Origin of the sequence: Leptolyngbya sp. 'hensonii' (assembly GCF_001939115.1) — a bacterium.
Lineage (GTDB): Bacteria > Cyanobacteriota > Cyanobacteriia.
The window spans coordinates 1-17,990 of record NZ_MQTZ01000037.1; the positions used below are offsets into that span (position 1 = coordinate 1).

A 17,990-nucleotide genomic window follows, 5' to 3' on the forward strand; every position below is an offset into this window, starting at 1 on the left:
ACAGGCATTAGTCGCAAAGGCTACKGGCGTTTGTCAAAGACGTTGGCGACACAAACGGGAATGACTAACGAGTGGTTGGAGCAACAGGGATTGCTTTCAATTCGCAACCTTTGGATGCAAGCTCAAGGCTATGTTTAGCCATTAATGTTGTTTGCGCGTCTTCATGAACCGCCTGTTGCGGAGCCGCATGGCAGGTGGTGTGGGAGGGGAGAGTTAAATGCTCTCCTCGACCCGATTGGGCGGCTGACGCACACTCAGAATTTATCTTATGACAGGTAACAAATCAAATTCTTGACGGATGTCCAAAAGAGAACGATTCAGCAACGGCTCAAACTCAAGAAATGGCAGCAATTTTTGACGATTGCGGGTTTTAAACCAAATTGGAATTAATTCTAGAATTACCCCAGAAAGCACCCTCAAAATTGCTCCATATAGCCAGAGCGCTCCCTTTTCTCTGATCATGTCCTCGTACATCACATCAACAGCAGGGGAGTTTTTCATTTTCAAGTACGTTTGAAACGTACACTCACTCGTCCACCAAAATAGCGGCAGAATTTTTAGCTCATCGTACATTCCCGTGTCACAACCATAAATCACATGCCCTACATCATGCGCTCGCAAGATCTTGCCAAAGTCTGAAGGTTGTGTCGCTGGATCAGTGACGTGTGGATTGAGAGCATAGTACTCCGCCAGACCTTCTCGTAAGGTTTGAGTGCTGCGCTTGTCCATGTAAAGAGGTTTTGGAGTCATATTGTTTCGATACGGTACGGCATCGTAAACTATAATAACACCTATGAACGATGCCAAGAAAAGAACACCAGGAAGACCTCGTAGCGCAGCATCTCACCAGGCAATACTGCAAGCAGCACTGGAATTATTGTCAGAAGTTGGCTTTGAGGCGATGAGTATTGAGGCGATCGCCACTCGTGCTGGAGTCGGCAAGACAACAATTTATCGGCGTTATAACAGTAAAGATGAACTGGTTGCTGATGCAATCGAGAGTATTCGGGAAGAGGTGTTAATTCCCGACACAGGAAATCTTTGGAGTGACATAGAGGCACTCATTGAGAATGCTGCACAAATAACCCTTACTCCACTTGGACGGCAGAGTGTTGCCATGATTATCGGTAGTGCATCGAGCAATCCTGGGTTTGCCCAAATTTACTGGGAAAAATATCTACAACCCCGACGACAATCCTTCGCTATTGTCATCGAACGGGCAAAAGCAAGAAATGAGGTTTCAAAAGACTTGGATGCAGGTTTGGTTTTTGACACGATGAGCGGCATGATGCTCTACGCATTGATCTTTCCGCCTACTGAATCTTGGACAGCCTATGTTCGTCGTGCCCTGAGTTTGCTGCTTAGATGAGTTTTGATGCGATTAGCTTTGAATGCTCGCAGGCAACCTAGATGTGCCGTCCCAACAGATAACCTGAAGCCGCTCAACGGTGAAGTTGTGCGGCGGCAGATAATCTTGAACTCCCACCGATAATCTCTGTACCGTCCGCACCAACGAGAGACTGTGTAAAAACTTGGGTCAAGGATAAGGGAAAAAGCTAGGATCAAGAATATGGGCGCAAGAGGAGAAAAGAATCATGCCCCATCTTCAAGGGATAGACCGGAATCAAACGCTGCAATTTCCACCTCGACTCGACGAGTATATTAGCGTCGAGAACCCCGTGCGGTTTTTGGATGTGTTTGTAGATCAATTGGCTATCTGCTGAGAGACCCCCTCACTCCGTTTCGCATCCGCATTCGGGAAAATCACAACCTCAGACAGGGAAATCGCATCCTCAAAGTCAGTGTTGTCTTTCAGGACTTGAAGCCAGGGGAGCACCGRGTGTTACGCGATAAACGCCAACTTTGGGGCCAGTGGGTTTATATTGTTGCTTTGCGACTCGAAGACCAGTCCTTGCTCGTCGTTGCGACTCAAAAAGCGCCTCAATCTGCCATTACAGATTACGCCAAGCGGTGGTCGATTGAAACCTTGTTTGGCATTTTCAAGACTCGTGGCTTCTGCCTGGAATCAACTCACTTGATTGACTCCGACCGCTTGAGCAAATTACTCGCGCTCCTCTCCCTTGCTTTGTGCTGGGCCTTTCTGGTGGGCGAATGGCTTCATCAACTCAAACCTCTCACCATCAAGAAGCATGGTCGTAGAGCCAAGAGTCTCTTTCGCTACGGTTTTGACTATCTCCGCAATATCATGCTCAATTTGGAGCAGAAAATGCCTCAATTTCTCGATGTCCTACAATTTTTGTCCTGTACTTAGGGATCCCGGAGTTCACAAATACGGAGTAGAAGCCTCTTGCCCAGGAGTTGAACCTGGCTATCCGTCCTTCGGAGGGACAGATCTGCGTCCAGCAGGCAAGAGGTAAGCCCCTCTGGGTAGAGTCGTTCGCGCAGCGTTGCCGAAGGCAATACTACCAAAGCCGACGTATGCCTTCAGCAGGCTACGCCAACTTAGCATCAGCCCCAGATCCACTGGCAGAAGGAAAGCCCCGTACAAGTTTGCAACGCTGTTGTTTGCTTCAACCTAAGAAGTATGTAGGCGTTAACGGTTAGGCTACGGGGAATCCACCAGGCAGGTACTGCCCCTGCTTATGCCGCCTTATCAAGACGGTGCCTCACTTTTCGGCCTCTGGTGGTGGCGGAAGCTAAGAGAATTGTTCGCGTTAGCGTTGCCGAAGGCAATACTCTTGACGGGCAAACCCGCAGCCGCTCTCCAAGCGGTGTCCTCGTCCATGCCGGACAGCTTCCATGTTTGGCGGAAACTGGAGGAATTGTTCGCGAAGCGTCTCCGTCAGGAGATACCCCTACAGCAGCGCTGTACTCTGGTTTTCGAGACCAGTTGCTATCCCGTTAGCAGCAGTTTCCATCATTGGGGTGATCGACGAGACTTGAACTCGCTACTACTGGATTCACAGACCAGTGCCTCGACCACTTTGGCTTCGATCACAGTGGAGCCAAGGGGAATCGTTCGCGAAGCGTTGCCGCAGGCAATACCCCTAACCTCCTGCTTGCAAGGCAGGCGCTCTAGCCAGTTGAGCTATGGTCCCATTTGGTGGATCTGATCCGAGTTGAACCGACTGCCTCCCTGTGAGAGTTTCACTCACACCTCGTGCAAGTTCACAAAGCTGGTCTTAACTTCTAGTTTTGGAGAAGGGGTATGTAAGCTTTGCTTGTGGGGACACGAGGGATCTGGGTGCTCTGTCCAGACGAGCTACAGACCCATAGGTTGGTGGATTACGATCGGACTTGAACCGATATCTCCCAATCAGCCAGATTGGCGCTTTATCCATTAAGCTACGAACCCACATGGCAGGAGCGGTAGGACTCGTTCGCGTAAGCGTTCCCGAAGGGTACCTACACAAGTCGATTTAGAAGATCGATGCCCGATCCGTTAGGCGACACTCCCACAATTTGGTAGCCCCGGCAGGAGTTGAACCCGCAACTTCCTCTTTGTAAGAGAGGCACTCCACCCATTGAGTTACGGGGCTACGAGAGCGATTGCCTTACAGCACGCTCAAGCGATCGACGGGATTCGAACCCATGCGCTGAGTGTGGCGCACTCAGATGCTAGCCGTTACATCACGATCGCGAGAAGAGAACCTTTTCGGTTCAGAGTGGATAGAGAGATTCGTTCGCGCAGCGTTGCCGTTGGCGAAGCCTGCCGAAGGCATAGGCAATACCCCTAGCCCAAGGACTACCCTGGTTTACCCTGCGGGAAGCAAGCTACAAGACCAGTTGCCAACCATTTAGCGGTATCCTCCATAAAGGCGGAGAGCAGTGGACTCGTTTCCTGCGGAACGCTGACGCGAACGCGGAGCGTTGCCGAAGGCAATACCACAATTGTTCATCCATCTGTTTAGCAAACAGCACCGATGCGCGAATGCGCCGCAAGCGAACGCCTGATCGATTTACTCTCCATAATTGGTAGGCCGGGCAGGAGTCGCACCTGCAACGCAAGAAGCGGCTGTTTTACAGACAGTTGCCCACGCTGATAGGCGAGCCGACCTAAGGGAGTTGTAGTTGTCAGTTACAAGCAGTGGAGTGAAGGGGAATTGAACCCCTAGACAGCAAACGTCCATTTGTCGGTTTCGATGCTGCTGAACGCCAGTCGTCACCCCAAAGGTGGTAGTGCAGACGGGACTTGTTTCCCTTCGGAACGCTTACGCGAACGTGCAGCGTTGCCGCAGGCAATACCCGCTATTTACAGGCTTGAAAGACCTGCCGCTCGACCGCTTCGCTTCTGCACTATGAATGCCGTGCAAGTTGAGAACGCTGTTGTGTTCACACACAGGATTTGAACCTGCAATAGTCTGTTTATGAGACAGATGCCTTACCATTAGGCGAGTATGTAAGCGTTTTCGATCAGGGCACGACAACGCACAGACCAGGATTTGTTCGCGGAGCGTCTCCGGAGGAGAGACCCGGACACAAGGTTTTGGAGACCCCGGTGCTGCCGTTACACCATCTGTGCATTGGTTGCAGCGGTGGGAGTTGTTCGCGTAAGCGTCTCCGAAGGAGAGACCCACATATCCTCAGTTATGAGCTGAGTACCTTGCCGTTAGGTGACACTGCAATAGTTGGAGTCCAGGGTGGGAATTGAACCCACGCTGTTGGTTTTGCAGACCAATGCCTTCAACCACTTGGCGACCTGGACACAAAGGAGGGCCGGAGTGCAAGGTTGGTTACATGCACCGCGTTCTGTTGAGATCTCGCTTACTACTGCTGCAAACTCTGTCTAAAGTTGTCGCCAAATTCAGAATTACAAGAAGTAGCTATCCGGCTACAGTTGGAAGTCCCGACGGGAGTTGCACCCGCTTCTCTATGCATGAGAGGCACAGCGACTTTTCTAATCGTCCACGAGACTATAAGGCGGGGATGATGGGATTTGTTCGCGGTAGCGTTGCCGCAGGCAATACCCACAGTCTTTCGCTCGACAGGCGACTACTTTAAGCCGCTAAGCTACACCCCCACTTGTGGCAATTCAGTTGTCAAGGTTCAGAGTAGGAGCCTCTTTCGAGGTGTAGTACAGCTTGTTGTTTACCGCACTACATTAATACTACATACATAATACAAGGGCGTCAAGGGGATACTACAGCTTTTTTGAAACTTTCTTTTGGATAGGAGAGGGCAAATCCCCATGTCGCGCTCTCAGTCTGCTTTTTAAGCCAGAGAAGAGATTGATTTTTGCCCCTGCTGCCAGAGTTGGTGAACCAATTCCTCGATCGCTGTTGTTGTGGGCAGGAAGATGCCATCCTCAGCATCTACCTGCTCAGTAATCCAGATCCCAGATAGCTCACCTCCACTGTCTCGATATCAACTAAACAAGCAGCAGTTTGTCACCCTTCTTCAAGTTGCAGGGCTCGCAAGCCGTCACGACGTTGTCCCAGCTATGAAGGCCACCCTTTGATTTAGGAATCACGTGGTCCAGCGTCAACTTCTTCGTGCTGCCGCAGTACTGGCAAGCATGACCGTCCCACTTCAGCACTTCCCGACAATTGACGGGAGACACCTTCCACAGCCGTTCTGGGTTCGAGACCGTCAGCCGTATATGCTCAGGGACTTGTAGCACTAAGCTGGGCGATCGCACCTGCTATAAAGCTTCCTTCATGAAACCCAGGGGTTCGGCTTGGCCAGCGATCAGAAGCGCGATCTCCCCGGTTCACCCCCACTGGCGTGGGGACAACGTCAGGACAAAGCGTGGACTGACTCAGCACAGCGGTTCACCCCCACTGGCGTGGGGACAACGAGAGAGGCGGTTCGTTTTCCAGGCAAGCCGCCTGGTTCACCCCCACTGGCGTGGGGACAACGTTCCTGGACCTCCTGTGCCAGCAGTGGATTTTCGGTTCACCCCCACTGGCGTGGGGACAACTTCCTTGGGAGATCCGGACTATGTGGGGCAATACGGTTCACCCCCACTGGCGTGGGGACAACCAATCAGCTCCCGGAAATCCAGGTTCAGGGATTCGGTTCACCCCCACTGGCGTGGGGACAACGGTGTCAGTGTCAATCCTGCATCCCTGCAGCGGCGGTTCACCCCCACTGGCGTGGGGACAACTGTTGGGGGTTGGGGTTCAACTCTACCGCTGCCCCGGTTCACCCCCACTGGCGTGGGGACAACATAATCAAGACCTGAAAACGTTGAGGGGATTGCGGTTCACCCCCACTGGCGTGGGGACAACTTCGGCGGCAGGCTAATCAAGAGGCTGAACGTGCGGTTCACCCCCACTGGCGTGGGGACAACTTGGCGGTTTGCTGTCAGGTGCTCCCACTGTACGGTTCACCCCCACTGGCGTGGGGACAACGCCCAAATTGACTGGATTCAGGTTCAGTGTGCCACGGTTCACCCCCACTGGCGTGGGGACAACCCTAAGGCGGCAAAGCACCTGGATAATCCCGGCGGTTCACCCCCACTGGCGTGGGGACAACTTACACAGCCGCAACCACATGAGCATTATTTCCGGTTCACCCCCACTGGCGTGGGGACAACGGAAGATTTTCTGGAAGATCGCATGTCATTGTTCGGTTCACCCCCACTGGCGTGGGGACAACGCACAGCAATGCCAGAGTCACGGAGCATTTCGCCGGTTCACCCCCACTGGCGTGGGGACAACCAAAGTTGGCGCAATTACCGGAGGCAGACCCGGCGGTTCACCCCCACTGGCGTGGGGACAACGCCCCTTCTCCTTATCCCCTGCTTCTCCGGGTTCGGTTCACCCCCACTGGCGTGGGGACAACTCACCCAGCCGGTTCTGGACTTTTTTTTTCGTTCGGTTCACCCCCACTGGCGTGGGGACAACGGTGATGCAAACTGCCGTGGCAGAGTTGAGCAACGGTTCACCCCCACTGGCGTGGGGACAACCAACAAAACCATTGCCAACCAACAGGCACTGCGGTTCACCCCCACTGGCGTGGGGACAACGCACGGGGACGAACTTCCCTGGTCTAGCAGTATCGGTTCACCCCCACTGGCGTGGGGACAACTGGGTTGGATTCCGCAGACCCGGACCTGTGTGACGGTTCACCCCCACTGGCGTGGGGACAACCCAACACTCTGACGGTTCAAACATCGTTCTGGTAGGTTCACCCCCACTGGCGTGGGGACAACGGTGCAATTCAACGCGACAGTCTCTGCGGAATCGGTTCACCCCCACTGGCGTGGGGACAACGATATTTGCCCATGCCGGTGCAACTCCTGAATCCGGTTCACCCCCACTGGCGTGGGGACAACGATAACGGGCCGATAACGCTCCGGTGTTAAGCCCGGTTCACCCCCACTGGCGTGGGGACAACTCCTATCCAGTACTGCTATCAAGGTCTTCTGTTCGGTTCACCCCCACTGGCGTGGGGACAACACTCTCCGATACGGTGCTGTTTGTGGTTATCCCCGGTTCACCCCCACTGGCGTGGGGACAACGGCCGTAGCAGTGCGCTAAATCGGGGATTCGCCGGTTCACCCCCACTGGCGTGGGGACAACGACGACGGGCCACCTGAGACAACACCACCCCAACGGTTCACCCCCACTGGCGTGGGGACAACGCGAGTCTCGGAGAGCCGACGGGCGATTAGTGCCGGTTCACCCCCACTGGCGTGGGGACAACGGTCAGGGCGGGTCATTTGTCAACCGAGATCGCCGGTTCACCCCCACTGGCGTGGGGACAACGTTCCGCCAACTCTGCCTGTGTGTATCCTTCTACGGTTCACCCCCACTGGCGTGGGGACAACGTCTTGAGTAGTTCTTCGACTTGAGCCTGTTGCGCGGTTCACCCCCACTGGCGTGGGGACAACGCTAAACACATACACACTGGGGGTTTCAATGTGCTGGTTCACCCCCACTGGCGTGGGGACAACTTGAACTTCTCTGCCAATTGCGCCTGCTGCAACCGGTTCACCCCCACTGGCGTGGGGACAACGCTTGATGCTCAACTCAATCACTTGATTTAACGGGTTCACCCCCACTGGCGTGGGGACAACCAACCGCCCAGCGTCTTGCCGTGGGCATAAAGGCGGTTCACCCCCACTGGCGTGGGGACAACCCTCATCGTTATTCAAATCAACCGTCTTAATCACGGTTCACCCCCACTGGCGTGGGGACAACGGACTTAGCCAGTTTCAGGCGTTCTTGACCCAACGGTTCACCCCCACTGGCGTGGGGACAACCTGCTGACGATACGACTCAAACTGTTGCCTGAGCGGTTCACCCCCACTGGCGTGGGGACAACGTCCAACGTTTGGCGCTGCACTTCATTGGCATACGGTTCACCCCCACTGGCGTGGGGACAACGGCCAGCAGTTCCTGTCTGATGCGGGCGTTGACGGTTCACCCCCACTGGCGTGGGGACAACTAACCCAATCATTCAATTCCTGGGCGGAGCCATCGGTTCACCCCCACTGGCGTGGGGACAACGTTTAGCCGCAATGCCGGATTTGGCGGACTGATTCGGTTCACCCCCACTGGCGTGGGGACAACTTCCGGGTGGGCAAATTCCGATGAGGTTCCAAACGGTTCACCCCCACTGGCGTGGGGACAACTACTACCGGGTCCAGCAATTTCCTGGCTTAAGGCGGTTCACCCCCACTGGCGTGGGGACAACACTTCCCAAAATAGCCGAGTTCTCTAGGTTTTAGCTAGTAAAATCCCTTCTATGTCTTCTAAGGTTCTGGACGGACTGCCTAACATACGAGCGCTAAATCCCTGCTCGTTATTTGTGGAATAGATCAAGATTGCAGATCCATTACCTACCTTTTCGCTGATATATTTCCAAAGCTCATCCCGAACAAGTGCTGAGATGCGTCCAGTAAATACTCCAGCCTTTATCTCAAATAACCAACGGCTCATCTCTCCTCGCAAACTAGGAGACACGTTCTCTAAAACAAAGACCACCATCACTACGTCTCCTCAGCCCAATCTTGACCCCCTTCTACCCAGTCAACTTGATCATCCCAAAGAAAGCTCACGGCTGGTATCTCGGTATCACCACTCATGTAGCCTAAGACTTTATCAACATCCTGAATTATGCGTTGCATGAGTCGGTAATTACTAAACTTTTCCCGGCACTTCTGGCGAACCGTCATGCCAGAAGCCTCCCGTGCTGATGCCACTGCTTCAAAGGCGGCTGGGATGGAAGTCTCTGCTTTATAGAGGTCAGCAATATCGTATATGAACGATAGAGGCTTACCTATGTGGATAAAACCAAGTGCTGGTGAGTACCCTACAGAGACTACAGCAGCCTGACAAAGCGCATAGAGATAGCTATTTGCCGAGGAAAGAGCACGGTTGATTGGATCGGCATCAAACCAGTCATCTTGCTTATAGTTTCGCCCCTTCCACTCCACTCCTGTAGCTTTACTCAAACGACTGTAGGCCGTTCTCACCCGCACCCCTTCCAAGCCACGAATTTGCTGGAGGGTCAACTGATCCGACAACTCTTCCTGAAACCGGAACTGATACATTTTGCGAACGATCGTCAACCGTTGCTGGGGATTTGCCCAGGTTTGGGCCTGATGATAGAGGCGCTGCACACTGGTGGAACTACTTCGACCACTGGAATAGAATCGAAAGCCATCTTCACCAACCCATTGAACTTCGCAAGCATTCTCTGCCAACGTTTTAATCGCTGCATGGGTGATTCGGGTGCCTGGGCCTAGTAAAAGGGTTGATAGGCTGGCACAGGGGATAACGTACTTATCTTGTTTTGTGAAGATAGCAATGGCTTTGGATTCTTGTTCAACCTTGCAACGATCGAAGTAGAGGAAGCTAATACTATCTCGAATTTTGGGTAATGTGCGGAGTGTTGTCATAATTTTGCTGAAATATTTTAGTAAGGGTTGAGTTTAGCGATCGAGAGCAAGCCACATCCATAAGACCGTCCCCGTCCAATCCCCTGTTGCAGGGCTGCAATAAATAGGGCAGAATCTGTTATTTGCAAAACGCCCTGATAGAGCACCGTGAGCATCCGAATTGGTGCTTTCCCTTTACCTTTCACCCCAAACACATTGGGAGTGGGAATCACATCGACTCCTAGCGGTTGAAAGCCATGTTGAGAAGCTTGTCGTTCCAGCCAGGTCATCTGGTCAGACTGATGGAACATCCCAATCAGCTTACGGGTTTGATTGTCTCGCTTGCTAGGATTTGCCTTAAGACGGAATTGGAAAATTCGCCCAGACTCCAACCGACTTGCCTCCAGATCTACGTGGGTAAAGTTGGGCGAACAGGTGAGGTAGCTGGTTGGCAAATGAGTCCAATTCGGCTGAATCCCAGATTGCACTAATACGATGGCGCTAGCTGGTTCTTGGCGAAATAGTACATTCCAGTCAGCACGAGGGCTGTCCCGCTGTTCATCAGGAAACGCCTGCATAATGCGTTGGTGCAAAGCATGGGCATTGCTGAGGTCGTATTGGACAGTGCGATCGCGCTCATTCAGAACTAATTTTGAGAGATACATAGGTGAGTGTCCAAAAAATCAGTATCTACACAACGGCTACCAAACAGTCGTTTCTGCCAATCGATCGGGACATCCTGCCGAACATCATTGCTGTCAGATACTTCCATGACACGACGCAGACGATCGGGCAGCTTAGGTAGAGCTTTCCTTTTATGGCGAATGGGATATTCCAGGGCTTTCAGCAAAGGTTCATCCACAATGCCAATGTGAATCGGACAACTGGGTATGAAGCTTTTGCGTCCGAAGTAGAGTTGCCAGGTGGGTGTTTGGAGGGCAGCATCGAGTGTTTCAAGGAAGGGACGATCTCTCCCTTCTAAGCCAACTAAATAATCCGCATCAGCAACGTAGTAGCGTTGACTAATCACAGTATCACCTTTGCCACCACTGGATTTGATGCTGTCCATCACTGTATGATAGTCGCACTGCACCAGTCCTTCCTGGTTCACCCGCACTCCCATTGTGAGGGCAGTCAGGTCATCAACAGGCTCCCAGCGAGGACGCCCCAATGCCGCACAGAGAATGCCAATCACCGCAGACTTGGTGGGTTCGCGACGGGTATCCCGAATGGTGAAGCGGCTATGATCGCCCCAACTCATCATCGGTGCCCGCATTCGTAACAATAGGGTTGGCATGATTACTTTCCTCCCGGAAAGGCAGCGGCGATAGCATCTTTGATCAACTCATCCACTGTTGGTTTTTCGCAGTCTTTCAGATTGACCAACTTTTGAGCCAATTGCTCACGAGTCACAATACCTTTGAACACCACGGATTTTTCACCATACATTTTGCTCAAATCCGCCCAGTGGCGATCAAGTTGAGAGAGCGCATTTTCTAGCAGGCTGTTGCCACCCTTGGGAGCCACAGGATTTTCAAATGCATCCACCAGTGAAATCGGCTGTCCTTTGCGTACCACCACCATGACCGCCGCTGGTAGGCTATGGGCAGCGAACCCATTTTGGTGCCCGGTAGGAATAGCTTTGACAAACGCTTCCGCAAAGGCTTTGGTAATCGCCTCTGCCTGCACATCACTACCCAGATTAGACTGGAGTTGCACCTTATCCAGGGTGGTGAAACGATAGTAGGTGGAACTGTTGTAGCCCGTTTCACCCATGTGATCGGCTCCAGAATCTTCGCTGGCTCCCAAGTCATCCACGGCAGTAAAAAAGTCGAATTCTTGCTGAAGTTTATTAACACTGATAGCATGTGCCATTTGCACGGCAGCATCCACATTCACTGTCGGCAGGGATGCCATCATGCGGCCAAACAGGGCTACATCTCCGGGCTTGCCAGTATCTATTAAGGCTTTCTCAATCACTTTGGGTATATTGGGCTCTTTGGCCGGGAGTTTGGGCTCTTTATCGGAGAGGCTCGGTTCAATGCTGCTCCAGTTTTTGATCAAGATATCGGCGATCGCAGCAATCTCTGTACGTCCCAAAAATAGAATCGTTTTTGACTCAATTTTGTCAGCCTCAAATTTTGCGCCTAACACTTCCAGCGCCAATTTAGTTGCTGTCTCTGCCAGTGCTTCAGGAATTTCCGCCTCTACTAACAGTGCTTTGAGTTCTGGCATCCACGAGCGAGATCGTTGAGCAAATTGTGCTGCCACGATCTCAGAATTCTCCTGATAAAACAAGCGCACTGCTCGCTTTTGACATTGGCTAGAAATCCGCGCTCGTGGATAACCACCAAAGACGGTAGACTTTGGCATTCCATTTTCATCACGGTTCAGGTTGGCAGGCGGGAAGCTTTGCAGAACATGGATTTCGAGTTGCATGGTTTATTTCTCCGTTTGAATTGATTCAGATGAGTAGAAAGTGAGTTGCCATTATTCGGCTATTTCATTGGCTGTTGGCTCAGTTTCGTCTGATGAACTAGGCGGTGTGCCCCAAAATGTTCTTGCCCATTGGTCTTGGATGTATTGATTAGGGTGTTCCCACTGGCGCAAATCTGCCAACAGTTTGGGATAGTCGATCGCAATCTCCTTACTTTTCATCTGCCGCACTAATGCAGTCAGCGGTGACCGGATATCGGTTAAGGCTAAATCCAGCAATGCCCGAAATCGGCGATCGGCTCCAGCAGTCGCCAAGCGATGACAGCTATACCCAAAGTTCCGTTGTTTTTCCACATCCCGCAGAGTCTGCGGATAGTAGACCGATAGGCAAGCGACTGGAATCCAGATGTGCTCCTGCTCCCATTCAGATGTCTTACCGACATCGAGCAAAACGAAGGGGTAAACCCTGCGAATATGTTCCGGTTCACCGGACAAAGCGCGTTTGAAATCTGCTTTTGCGCCATTATCTCTGTTGACGCGATCGCTCACCGCTTGGAGAAATTGACTTTCGTGCTCCAAGCGATTGCGCGTTGTGTTCTGAGTTGTGGTCATGGATGATTGTCCTATTTAGAAACTTTTTCTTTTTTCTTCGCTGTTGCCTTGGCTTTTCTGTCTGCCTTTTGCTCTGGGGTAGACCGCAAATCCAATAGCTTCCATTCCAAGACACGCAAGGCTACTGCCCTGGCCTGATAGTTGCGAATGGCTAAGATCGAGTCTGTAAACGCTTCTCTGGCAGAAGTTTGAACGGTTTTTGTCCATTCGGGCAATTTTGTATTGCCGTAGGTGATGCCGTTGCCATCTTTAGTTTTATCCGCAGGCAGTTCTTCTAATAGCACTTGGAACATGCGATCGAGGGTGGCCCAATATCGAGACTCCCCATCCAGGCTCTTGGCAAAACTACCAGCATCGGGATGATTTAGTTCCTTAGCCAAAGCATGATAAGGACTGCCCTGAAATGAACGGAATACTTGTTGGTGATCTTCAGCCGTTTGCAATGCAACCACCAAAGACTGCCAGAGTGGTTTTTCCTTGAGGTAGGCAATAGGAGCGGAGAACTGCTCACTGGTCCAACCCAACGGCTTGGCATTATCGACGGTTAATCCTAAAACTTGCAGGTTAAGGTAGTTATCGATCAACTTCTCAGTCTTCAACTCAGCCAACCAGGTGATGATTCTGGGGCAGTTCCCTGCATCTGATGATTGAAGAAATGCGGCTGAGTCTCGCCAAAGTGAACGATTCAGATTCAACCGTACTGTAAACAGCCCTTTAGGATTTTTGACATAGGCAATGCCACATTCATATCCAGACGGCGGGAGGTCTTTGGGTAGGCGATCACCTGCATGAAATGCAACTTGCACTGCCTGATTACCGTCCACGAATAGCCGCACTCTGCGCCATTGATAAGTCAGATAGTCAATGTAGCCCGATGGGATGCGTTCACTGGCAGGGCTATTATCCCGTTCCCATGCGGGTAAATCTTCTCCCGTCACCACACAAGGTTTCTCTTTTCCGTCATATTGCATGAGGTTGAGCAGCAGGGTTTCCTTCAAGGTTTTACCCCGAACGAGGACATTCGCTGCATCCATTGTGGGGATTACACCTGCTGAAATGGGTGAACCTGTTTTGCGGCCACCCACATCAAAGAGATGTAAACGCAGCACCAGTCTTGCCGCAGCAGGAATGGATAGGGTGTTACCACTCCATTGATGCTCGTGGCAAAATACAGTGCTGGTGTTATTTCCATGCAGCATGTAGGCTTGATAGATTTCCCCTGCCATCTCTTGTGTAAGAGTTGAATCTTGCAGGAATGGACGATCGGGATGGAGCAAGTCAAACAATTCCTGCTTCTCTTGCAAGTAAGCGATCGCCTGTTCACCATCGTCATCCTGAATTTCTTCCCAGCGATCTTCGTTTTCGGGACCCTGGTAAACATGATGCAAAAGTGCCAGCAGCAAACGATAGAGTGCCAGAGTGGTTGGCGGGTTATCGGCTTGAATTTCCCGCAACTCTCCCCAGGATTGAAACAACTCAATCAACGAAACTTCCTTGTATTGCCAATCCTGGCTGACTATTGGAATCCAGGGTTCTTGAGTCAAATTAAACGACATAGTTCTAGCCGTGAAAGTTACAGTTCTTACGGATCTTGTCTTGACCTGGCCCAGGACATAAATCAGTGCACTATGTGTCCGGGTCTTATAGAGAAGCACCTAATTCTTTGCCGGTAAGCGTTGAAGGAGCACCCCCACGGGCATGGGGACAGGTAATCTTTTCCTGCTAACGCCACCGGACCACCCCCAAAGCAAGGGGAAGTTTTGATGCTATCAGAATAGCATAATTCGTCCTGCTAACGCCACCTTTGATGTTATGTTACTTTTGAGGCGGACTTCAGTTGGAGAATAACCTACTTTGTAAATACAATGTATGAGTGAGATCAATTTTGATTGGAATGAACAAAAAGCCTGGGGGAATGAACAAAAGCACGGAGTATCGTTTGAGGAGGCTCAAACTGTCTTCTATGATGAACATGCCCGTCTGTCTTACGATCCAGACCACTCGCAGGATGAAGATCGATACATTTTGTTGGGCATGAGTTCTAACCTTCGTTTGTTGGTGGTCTGTCATGTCTATCAGCAAAGTGATGCATGTATCCGCATTATTTCTGCCCGCAAAGCAACAAAACGGGAACAACAGCAATACCAGAGTTTTAACGTATGAGAGATGAGTATGATTTTTCACAATCGGTTCAGAACCCTTACCTGAAAAAGCTGAAAAAGCAGGTGACTATCCGGCTTGAGGAAGAAGTTGTGGACTATTTCAAGCAGATCTCTGAAGAAACTGGCATTCCCTATCAAAGCTTGATTAACCTCTACCTGCGAGACTGTATGAAATCAGGGCGTAAACCATCCCTGGAGTGGGTGAGCTAGATAGTCTCGATCACCACCCCTCGCTGAGCATCTAAAAACAGTTCCCATTTGCCTACCTGAGTTTTACCCTGAGGGCTTAAAATCACGTAGCGGCAGTGGCGCAACAGCGCAGAAGTCCATTTATCAGGATTTTTCTGCTTCAGAAACTCCTCGACCAATCCCCGTTTAGAGATCCGCGTGCTGTGTTCTAGGAGCGTCCGAATCGTTGGTAAATCTGGTGCTCTATCAAGGTCGATCTCTTTTTTGGAAACAGGTAAAATTAGACCATTAGGGGTCTGTTGGACAAAAATTACTGTCACAGATTTTTCACCCAATCGGGTGACAGCAGCGATCGTATTATCGTCATCCTCTTCCCCCTGCTGAGTAAATTCGCAAGGCTTATGATCGCCTCTAGCAGACGGTAGCTTGATGTTATTTGCTTCAGCAATTTTCCTCCTGGTTTCTCCAGATAAATAGTCTGCTCTTGTGCCTTCCCAGTCTTGCTGATGCACAGGTTCAACCCCTTGAGGGATGGAAGCATCAATCTGATAAACCGATTCAATTAACTCATCTGTTTCATCGGGTAGTTGGATGAACGTTTTCTTTCGCAAGGCTAACCAGGTGCGGAGCAGAATATGGCGGTTGTAGATAAATCCAGATTCAGTAAACTGGGCTTTCCCAGTTTCATCACAGTTTGGCGAAATGAGCCACATCGTTGGCTGAGTCAATTTTGTAGGTCGTTCTTTCCGTTCTGCGTGACGATGCAGCCGTCCCGATCGCTGCAGCAGTAAATCAACCGGTGCAAGATCACTAATCATTAAATCAAAATCTAGATCTAGACTTTGCTCAATCACCTGCGTTGCCACTAAAACATAACGATGGGGACGTACTCGAGCTTTATCGGGTTTACCAAACTTGGTAATGCAATCCTTCTCGATGCATTCCCGATCAGTAAACAGAAATCGCCCGTGAAATAGCCCTAGTTCATTTGGGGTAAAGTGCTCCTTCAATCGTTCAAACACTTCCTGTGATCGTCCCACGGTTGAACAAATCACTGCTGCACAACCACCATCTACTAATTTTTCCTTCAACACCTCTGCCCATTCCTTATCATTCACCCAACGCAAAGTAAGAGTTCGAGTCACATGGGGCGATGCCGGGAATGACGTTACGTCCACCCCTGCTGCTGGCGTAAAGGCTGTTAGCCGAGGGTATGGCTTATCTATCGGAAGTTCTGGTTCTGAACAACCACAACCTGTAGCATAGGCATTTACCAATCTGCGGCGAGTATCGGCAGGCAACGTTGCAGAGAGGGCAATCACTGGGGAACCTAATAGCGCCAACCACTCTAGAAATCGTTCCAGCAAAGTACTGGTATAGAGGTCGTAGGCATGAATTTCATCCAGGATGACGGTTCGACCTGCCAAACCGAATAGTCGGACGAATTGATGGCGCGATCTCACCGCTCCCATCAACGCCTGGTCTACTGTACCCACTCCATAAGGGCTCAGCAGTGTGCGTTTCCGTGCTGTATGCCATTCACCCGCTGCGACTTTTCCTTCCTTTGGCCTTCCTTCTTCGTCATAGACCTGATCCAATCGACAAATTGTTTGCTGATAGTCCTCTCTGAGGGCAGCAGCAGAATGGCTAAGAGTCAAGTTGACAATGCTATCAGGGTAACGTTGTCCAAGAAACTTTCGCACCCGTTCCCACATGGCATTACTGGTTGCCTGAGTTGGTAAGCCGATGTAAAAGCCCCCAGTTTCAGCCTGGTGTTGTAGATGATCTGCCAGATATAATGCCGCTTCCGTTTTACCCTCACCCATTGAAGCTTCCACTAGAATCAAGCAGGGCGCAGTTAAGGTTGATGCAGTGGCAATCACACTATTCTGTAATGCCCTTGGCTCCGTAATCTGTGGAAACAACTTAGTAAACTGGAGTGGCTCTCTCCTAAATGTCTTTGTCCAACCGATCGCAGTTAATGCCCGATTCGCTTTTTCTAGAAGTTTTACTACGTACTTATCAAATGAGGTGTCATTAGCATAAGGAAAGCCCGTTTTCTCATCAGGGTTAGACGCGATCCAATCTGAAACGGTTGTTAGTCCTGCCAAAATCATCGCGGCAGCATTATCACATTGGGTAGGTAAGTCCGTATTCGTCAAGCCAACAAACTTTTGCAATTGCTGAAAAATAGTGTGGGCAAAACGGCGATGTTGCCAGTCACTCCCCTCGCTTGTGCCGCACAACCCATCATGCAAATTATCAATATCTTTTTGAGATGGGAAAAAGCCATGATGCCCACCCACAATGATGGCTAGTTTTCGCGCCAACTTCTCAGCTTGTTTGGTGGGTATCAACTCTCCCAAACCAGCATCCAGTAAAAACTCTGGCATGGTCTTAGCGGTTACAGTTCCATGCGGTGTTTTGCCATCCGGTAAATTGAGCCATAAATCGTAGAAATGCTCACCAACGAGTGCTTTCCCTACCTCACTCACTTGAAATTGAAAGGCAGGGCTGACTTTGCCTAAGTCATGACAACCAGCCAAGAAACCACAACATCTGATGAGGGAGTCGCCCGATAATCCCAACCCTTTTTCCAAAGCCGCGATCGCCACCGGACTCAGGTAATTCCTCATAATCTCCATTGCAACCGCTGCTGTATCCGCTAAATGGCAAATGACAGGGTGATATTTTGGAGAACCATCTTCAAAAAACTCTCCTGAGCCAGTCTTAGCCCAAAATCGTGTATTCATATCTTTGAATCTCTATCACTACGTTGATTCGCACAGAAATTATGAATC

15 protein-coding genes, 11 tRNA genes and 1 CRISPR repeat array are annotated in these 17,990 nt (G+C 50.9%); of the genes, 5 read left to right on the forward strand and 21 right to left on the reverse strand.

What is annotated here, in order from left to right; all coding sequences use genetic code 11:
* Positions 1-261 precede the first annotated feature (261 nt).
* Positions 262-750 (reverse strand): hypothetical protein, encoded by a 489-nt coding sequence (locus BST81_RS11450; protein WP_075598662.1) that lies wholly within the window; start codon positions 748-750, stop codon positions 262-264.
* A 43-nt stretch (positions 751-793) separates the two neighbouring features.
* On the opposite strand from BST81_RS11450, the gene BST81_RS11455 reads away from it, so the two are divergent.
* The 3 genes from BST81_RS11455 (at position 794) to BST81_RS11460 (ending at position 2,272) form a co-directional block, all read left to right on the forward strand.
* Positions 794-1,369, forward strand: a complete 576-nt coding sequence (locus BST81_RS11455; protein ID WP_075598663.1) for a TetR/AcrR family transcriptional regulator — start codon at positions 794-796, stop codon at positions 1,367-1,369.
* A 226-nt stretch (positions 1,370-1,595) separates the two neighbouring features.
* Positions 1,596-1,724: a hypothetical protein gene (locus BST81_RS29120; protein WP_290439437.1), complete on the forward strand. Its 129-nt coding sequence runs from the start codon at positions 1,596-1,598 to the stop codon at positions 1,722-1,724.
* Positions 1,725-1,753: 29 nt separating this feature from the next.
* Entirely contained in the window at positions 1,754-2,272 is a 519-nt protein-coding gene (locus BST81_RS11460) for a transposase (protein WP_363079898.1), read from the forward strand.
* A 493-nt stretch (positions 2,273-2,765) separates the two neighbouring features.
* On the opposite strand, the gene BST81_RS28055 is transcribed toward BST81_RS11460, so the two are convergent.
* From BST81_RS28055 to casA, 19 genes are all read right to left on the reverse strand, one after another.
* A tRNA-Ser gene (locus tag BST81_RS28055) sits at positions 2,766-2,877 on the reverse strand.
* Between the two features lie 5 nt (positions 2,878-2,882).
* A tRNA-His gene (locus BST81_RS11465) sits at positions 2,883-2,959 on the reverse strand.
* 2 nt (positions 2,960-2,961) lie between these two features.
* A tRNA-Ala gene (locus tag BST81_RS11470) sits at positions 2,962-3,059 on the reverse strand.
* A gap of 180 nt (positions 3,060-3,239) precedes the next feature.
* Positions 3,240-3,316: transfer RNA gene (locus BST81_RS11475), tRNA-Ala, on the reverse strand.
* Between the two features lie 3 nt (positions 3,317-3,319).
* A tRNA-Arg gene (locus BST81_RS28060) sits at positions 3,320-3,418 on the reverse strand.
* Positions 3,419-3,424: 6 nt separating this feature from the next.
* Positions 3,425-3,500, reverse strand: a tRNA-Val gene (locus BST81_RS11480).
* A gap of 434 nt (positions 3,501-3,934) precedes the next feature.
* Positions 3,935-4,019 (reverse strand) — tRNA-Tyr (locus BST81_RS28065).
* Between the two features lie 116 nt (positions 4,020-4,135).
* Positions 4,136-4,259, reverse strand: a tRNA-Glu gene (locus BST81_RS28070).
* A gap of 34 nt (positions 4,260-4,293) precedes the next feature.
* Positions 4,294-4,358 (reverse strand) — tRNA-Met (locus BST81_RS11485).
* Between the two features lie 232 nt (positions 4,359-4,590).
* Positions 4,591-4,666: transfer RNA gene (locus BST81_RS11490), tRNA-Cys, on the reverse strand.
* A 216-nt stretch (positions 4,667-4,882) separates the two neighbouring features.
* Positions 4,883-4,981: transfer RNA gene (locus BST81_RS28075), tRNA-Asp, on the reverse strand.
* 348 nt (positions 4,982-5,329) lie between these two features.
* Positions 5,330-5,599 carry an HNH endonuclease gene (locus BST81_RS29255; protein WP_363079889.1) on the reverse strand — a complete coding sequence of 90 codons (270 nt, stop codon included), beginning with the start codon at positions 5,597-5,599 and terminating at the stop codon, positions 5,330-5,332.
* Positions 5,600-5,667: 68 nt separating this feature from the next.
* A CRISPR array of direct repeats spans positions 5,668-8,604; the repeat unit is 29 nt; unit sequence CGGTTCACCCCCACTGGCGTGGGGACAAC.
* A gap of 23 nt (positions 8,605-8,627) precedes the next feature.
* Complete coding sequence (gene cas2e, locus BST81_RS11500; RefSeq protein ID WP_075598665.1) at positions 8,628-8,897, reverse strand: type I-E CRISPR-associated endoribonuclease Cas2e; 270 nt, start codon at positions 8,895-8,897, stop codon at positions 8,628-8,630.
* Positions 8,898-8,899: 2 nt separating this feature from the next.
* Positions 8,900-9,811 carry a type I-E CRISPR-associated endonuclease Cas1e gene (cas1e, locus tag BST81_RS11505; protein WP_075598666.1) on the reverse strand — a complete coding sequence of 304 codons (912 nt, stop codon included), beginning with the start codon at positions 9,809-9,811 and terminating at the stop codon, positions 8,900-8,902.
* A 17-nt stretch (positions 9,812-9,828) separates the two neighbouring features.
* A complete protein-coding gene (gene cas6e / locus BST81_RS11510; protein ID WP_075598667.1) occupies positions 9,829-10,455 on the reverse strand; it encodes a type I-E CRISPR-associated protein Cas6/Cse3/CasE in 627 nt (208 codons plus the stop codon).
* Entirely contained in the window at positions 10,437-11,087 is a 651-nt protein-coding gene (gene cas5e, locus BST81_RS11515; RefSeq protein ID WP_075598668.1) for a type I-E CRISPR-associated protein Cas5/CasD, read from the reverse strand. Before cas5e ends, cas6e begins: the two co-directional genes overlap by 19 nt.
* Positions 11,088-11,089: 2 nt before the next feature.
* The gene (gene cas7e, locus BST81_RS11520; protein WP_075598669.1) at positions 11,090-12,229 is read right to left on the reverse strand and encodes a type I-E CRISPR-associated protein Cas7/Cse4/CasC; all 1,140 of its coding nucleotides are present in this window, start codon (positions 12,227-12,229) and stop codon (positions 11,090-11,092) included.
* A gap of 51 nt (positions 12,230-12,280) precedes the next feature.
* The gene (gene casB, locus BST81_RS11525; RefSeq protein ID WP_075598670.1) at positions 12,281-12,838 is read right to left on the reverse strand and encodes a type I-E CRISPR-associated protein Cse2/CasB; all 558 of its coding nucleotides are present in this window, start codon (positions 12,836-12,838) and stop codon (positions 12,281-12,283) included.
* A gap of 11 nt (positions 12,839-12,849) precedes the next feature.
* Entirely contained in the window at positions 12,850-14,394 is a 1,545-nt protein-coding gene (gene casA / locus BST81_RS11530) for a type I-E CRISPR-associated protein Cse1/CasA (RefSeq protein ID WP_075598671.1), read from the reverse strand.
* A 313-nt stretch (positions 14,395-14,707) separates the two neighbouring features.
* Here casA and BST81_RS11535 point away from each other — a divergent pair, with 313 nt between their 5' ends.
* Both BST81_RS11535 and BST81_RS11540 read left to right on the forward strand, forming a co-directional pair.
* Positions 14,708-15,001 (forward strand): BrnT family toxin, encoded by a 294-nt coding sequence (locus BST81_RS11535; protein ID WP_075598672.1) that lies wholly within the window; start codon positions 14,708-14,710, stop codon positions 14,999-15,001.
* Entirely contained in the window at positions 14,998-15,210 is a 213-nt protein-coding gene (locus tag BST81_RS11540; protein ID WP_075598673.1) for a BrnA antitoxin family protein, read from the forward strand. Before BST81_RS11535 ends, BST81_RS11540 begins: the two co-directional genes overlap by 4 nt.
* Here BST81_RS11540 and BST81_RS11545 read toward each other — a convergent pair.
* A complete protein-coding gene (locus tag BST81_RS11545) occupies positions 15,207-17,942 on the reverse strand; it encodes a CRISPR-associated helicase/endonuclease Cas3 (RefSeq protein WP_075598674.1) in 2,736 nt (911 codons plus the stop codon). The genes BST81_RS11540 and BST81_RS11545 overlap by 4 nt on opposite strands.
* Between the last annotated feature and the right edge of the window lie 48 nt (positions 17,943-17,990).

Bases quoted from the DNA above. Each gene is read 5' to 3' on its own strand.
- cas5e (WP_075598668.1), bottom strand. From the start codon at position 11,087: ATGCCAACCCTATTGTTACGAATGCGGGCACCGATGATGAGTTGGGGC.
- BST81_RS11450 (WP_075598662.1), bottom strand. From the start codon at position 750: ATGACTCCAAAACCTCTTTACATGGACAAGCGCAGCACTCAAACCTTA.
- casA (WP_075598671.1), bottom strand. From the start codon at position 14,394: ATGTCGTTTAATTTGACTCAAGAACCCTGGATTCCAATAGTCAGCCAG.
- BST81_RS11540 (WP_075598673.1), top strand. From the start codon at position 14,998: ATGAGAGATGAGTATGATTTTTCACAATCGGTTCAGAACCCTTACCTG.
- BST81_RS11535 (WP_075598672.1), top strand. From the start codon at position 14,708: ATGAGTGAGATCAATTTTGATTGGAATGAACAAAAAGCCTGGGGGAAT.
- BST81_RS11455 (WP_075598663.1), top strand. From the start codon at position 794: ATGAACGATGCCAAGAAAAGAACACCAGGAAGACCTCGTAGCGCAGCA.
- BST81_RS11545 (WP_075598674.1), bottom strand. From the start codon at position 17,942: ATGAATACACGATTTTGGGCTAAGACTGGCTCAGGAGAGTTTTTTGAA.
- cas6e (WP_075598667.1), bottom strand. From the start codon at position 10,455: ATGTATCTCTCAAAATTAGTTCTGAATGAGCGCGATCGCACTGTCCAA.
- cas2e (WP_075598665.1), bottom strand. From the start codon at position 8,897: ATGGTGGTCTTTGTTTTAGAGAACGTGTCTCCTAGTTTGCGAGGAGAG.
- cas7e (WP_075598669.1), bottom strand. From the start codon at position 12,229: ATGCAACTCGAAATCCATGTTCTGCAAAGCTTCCCGCCTGCCAACCTG.
- BST81_RS29120 (WP_290439437.1), top strand. From the start codon at position 1,596: ATGCCCCATCTTCAAGGGATAGACCGGAATCAAACGCTGCAATTTCCA.
- casB (WP_075598670.1), bottom strand. From the start codon at position 12,838: ATGACCACAACTCAGAACACAACGCGCAATCGCTTGGAGCACGAAAGT.
- cas1e (WP_075598666.1), bottom strand. From the start codon at position 9,811: ATGACAACACTCCGCACATTACCCAAAATTCGAGATAGTATTAGCTTC.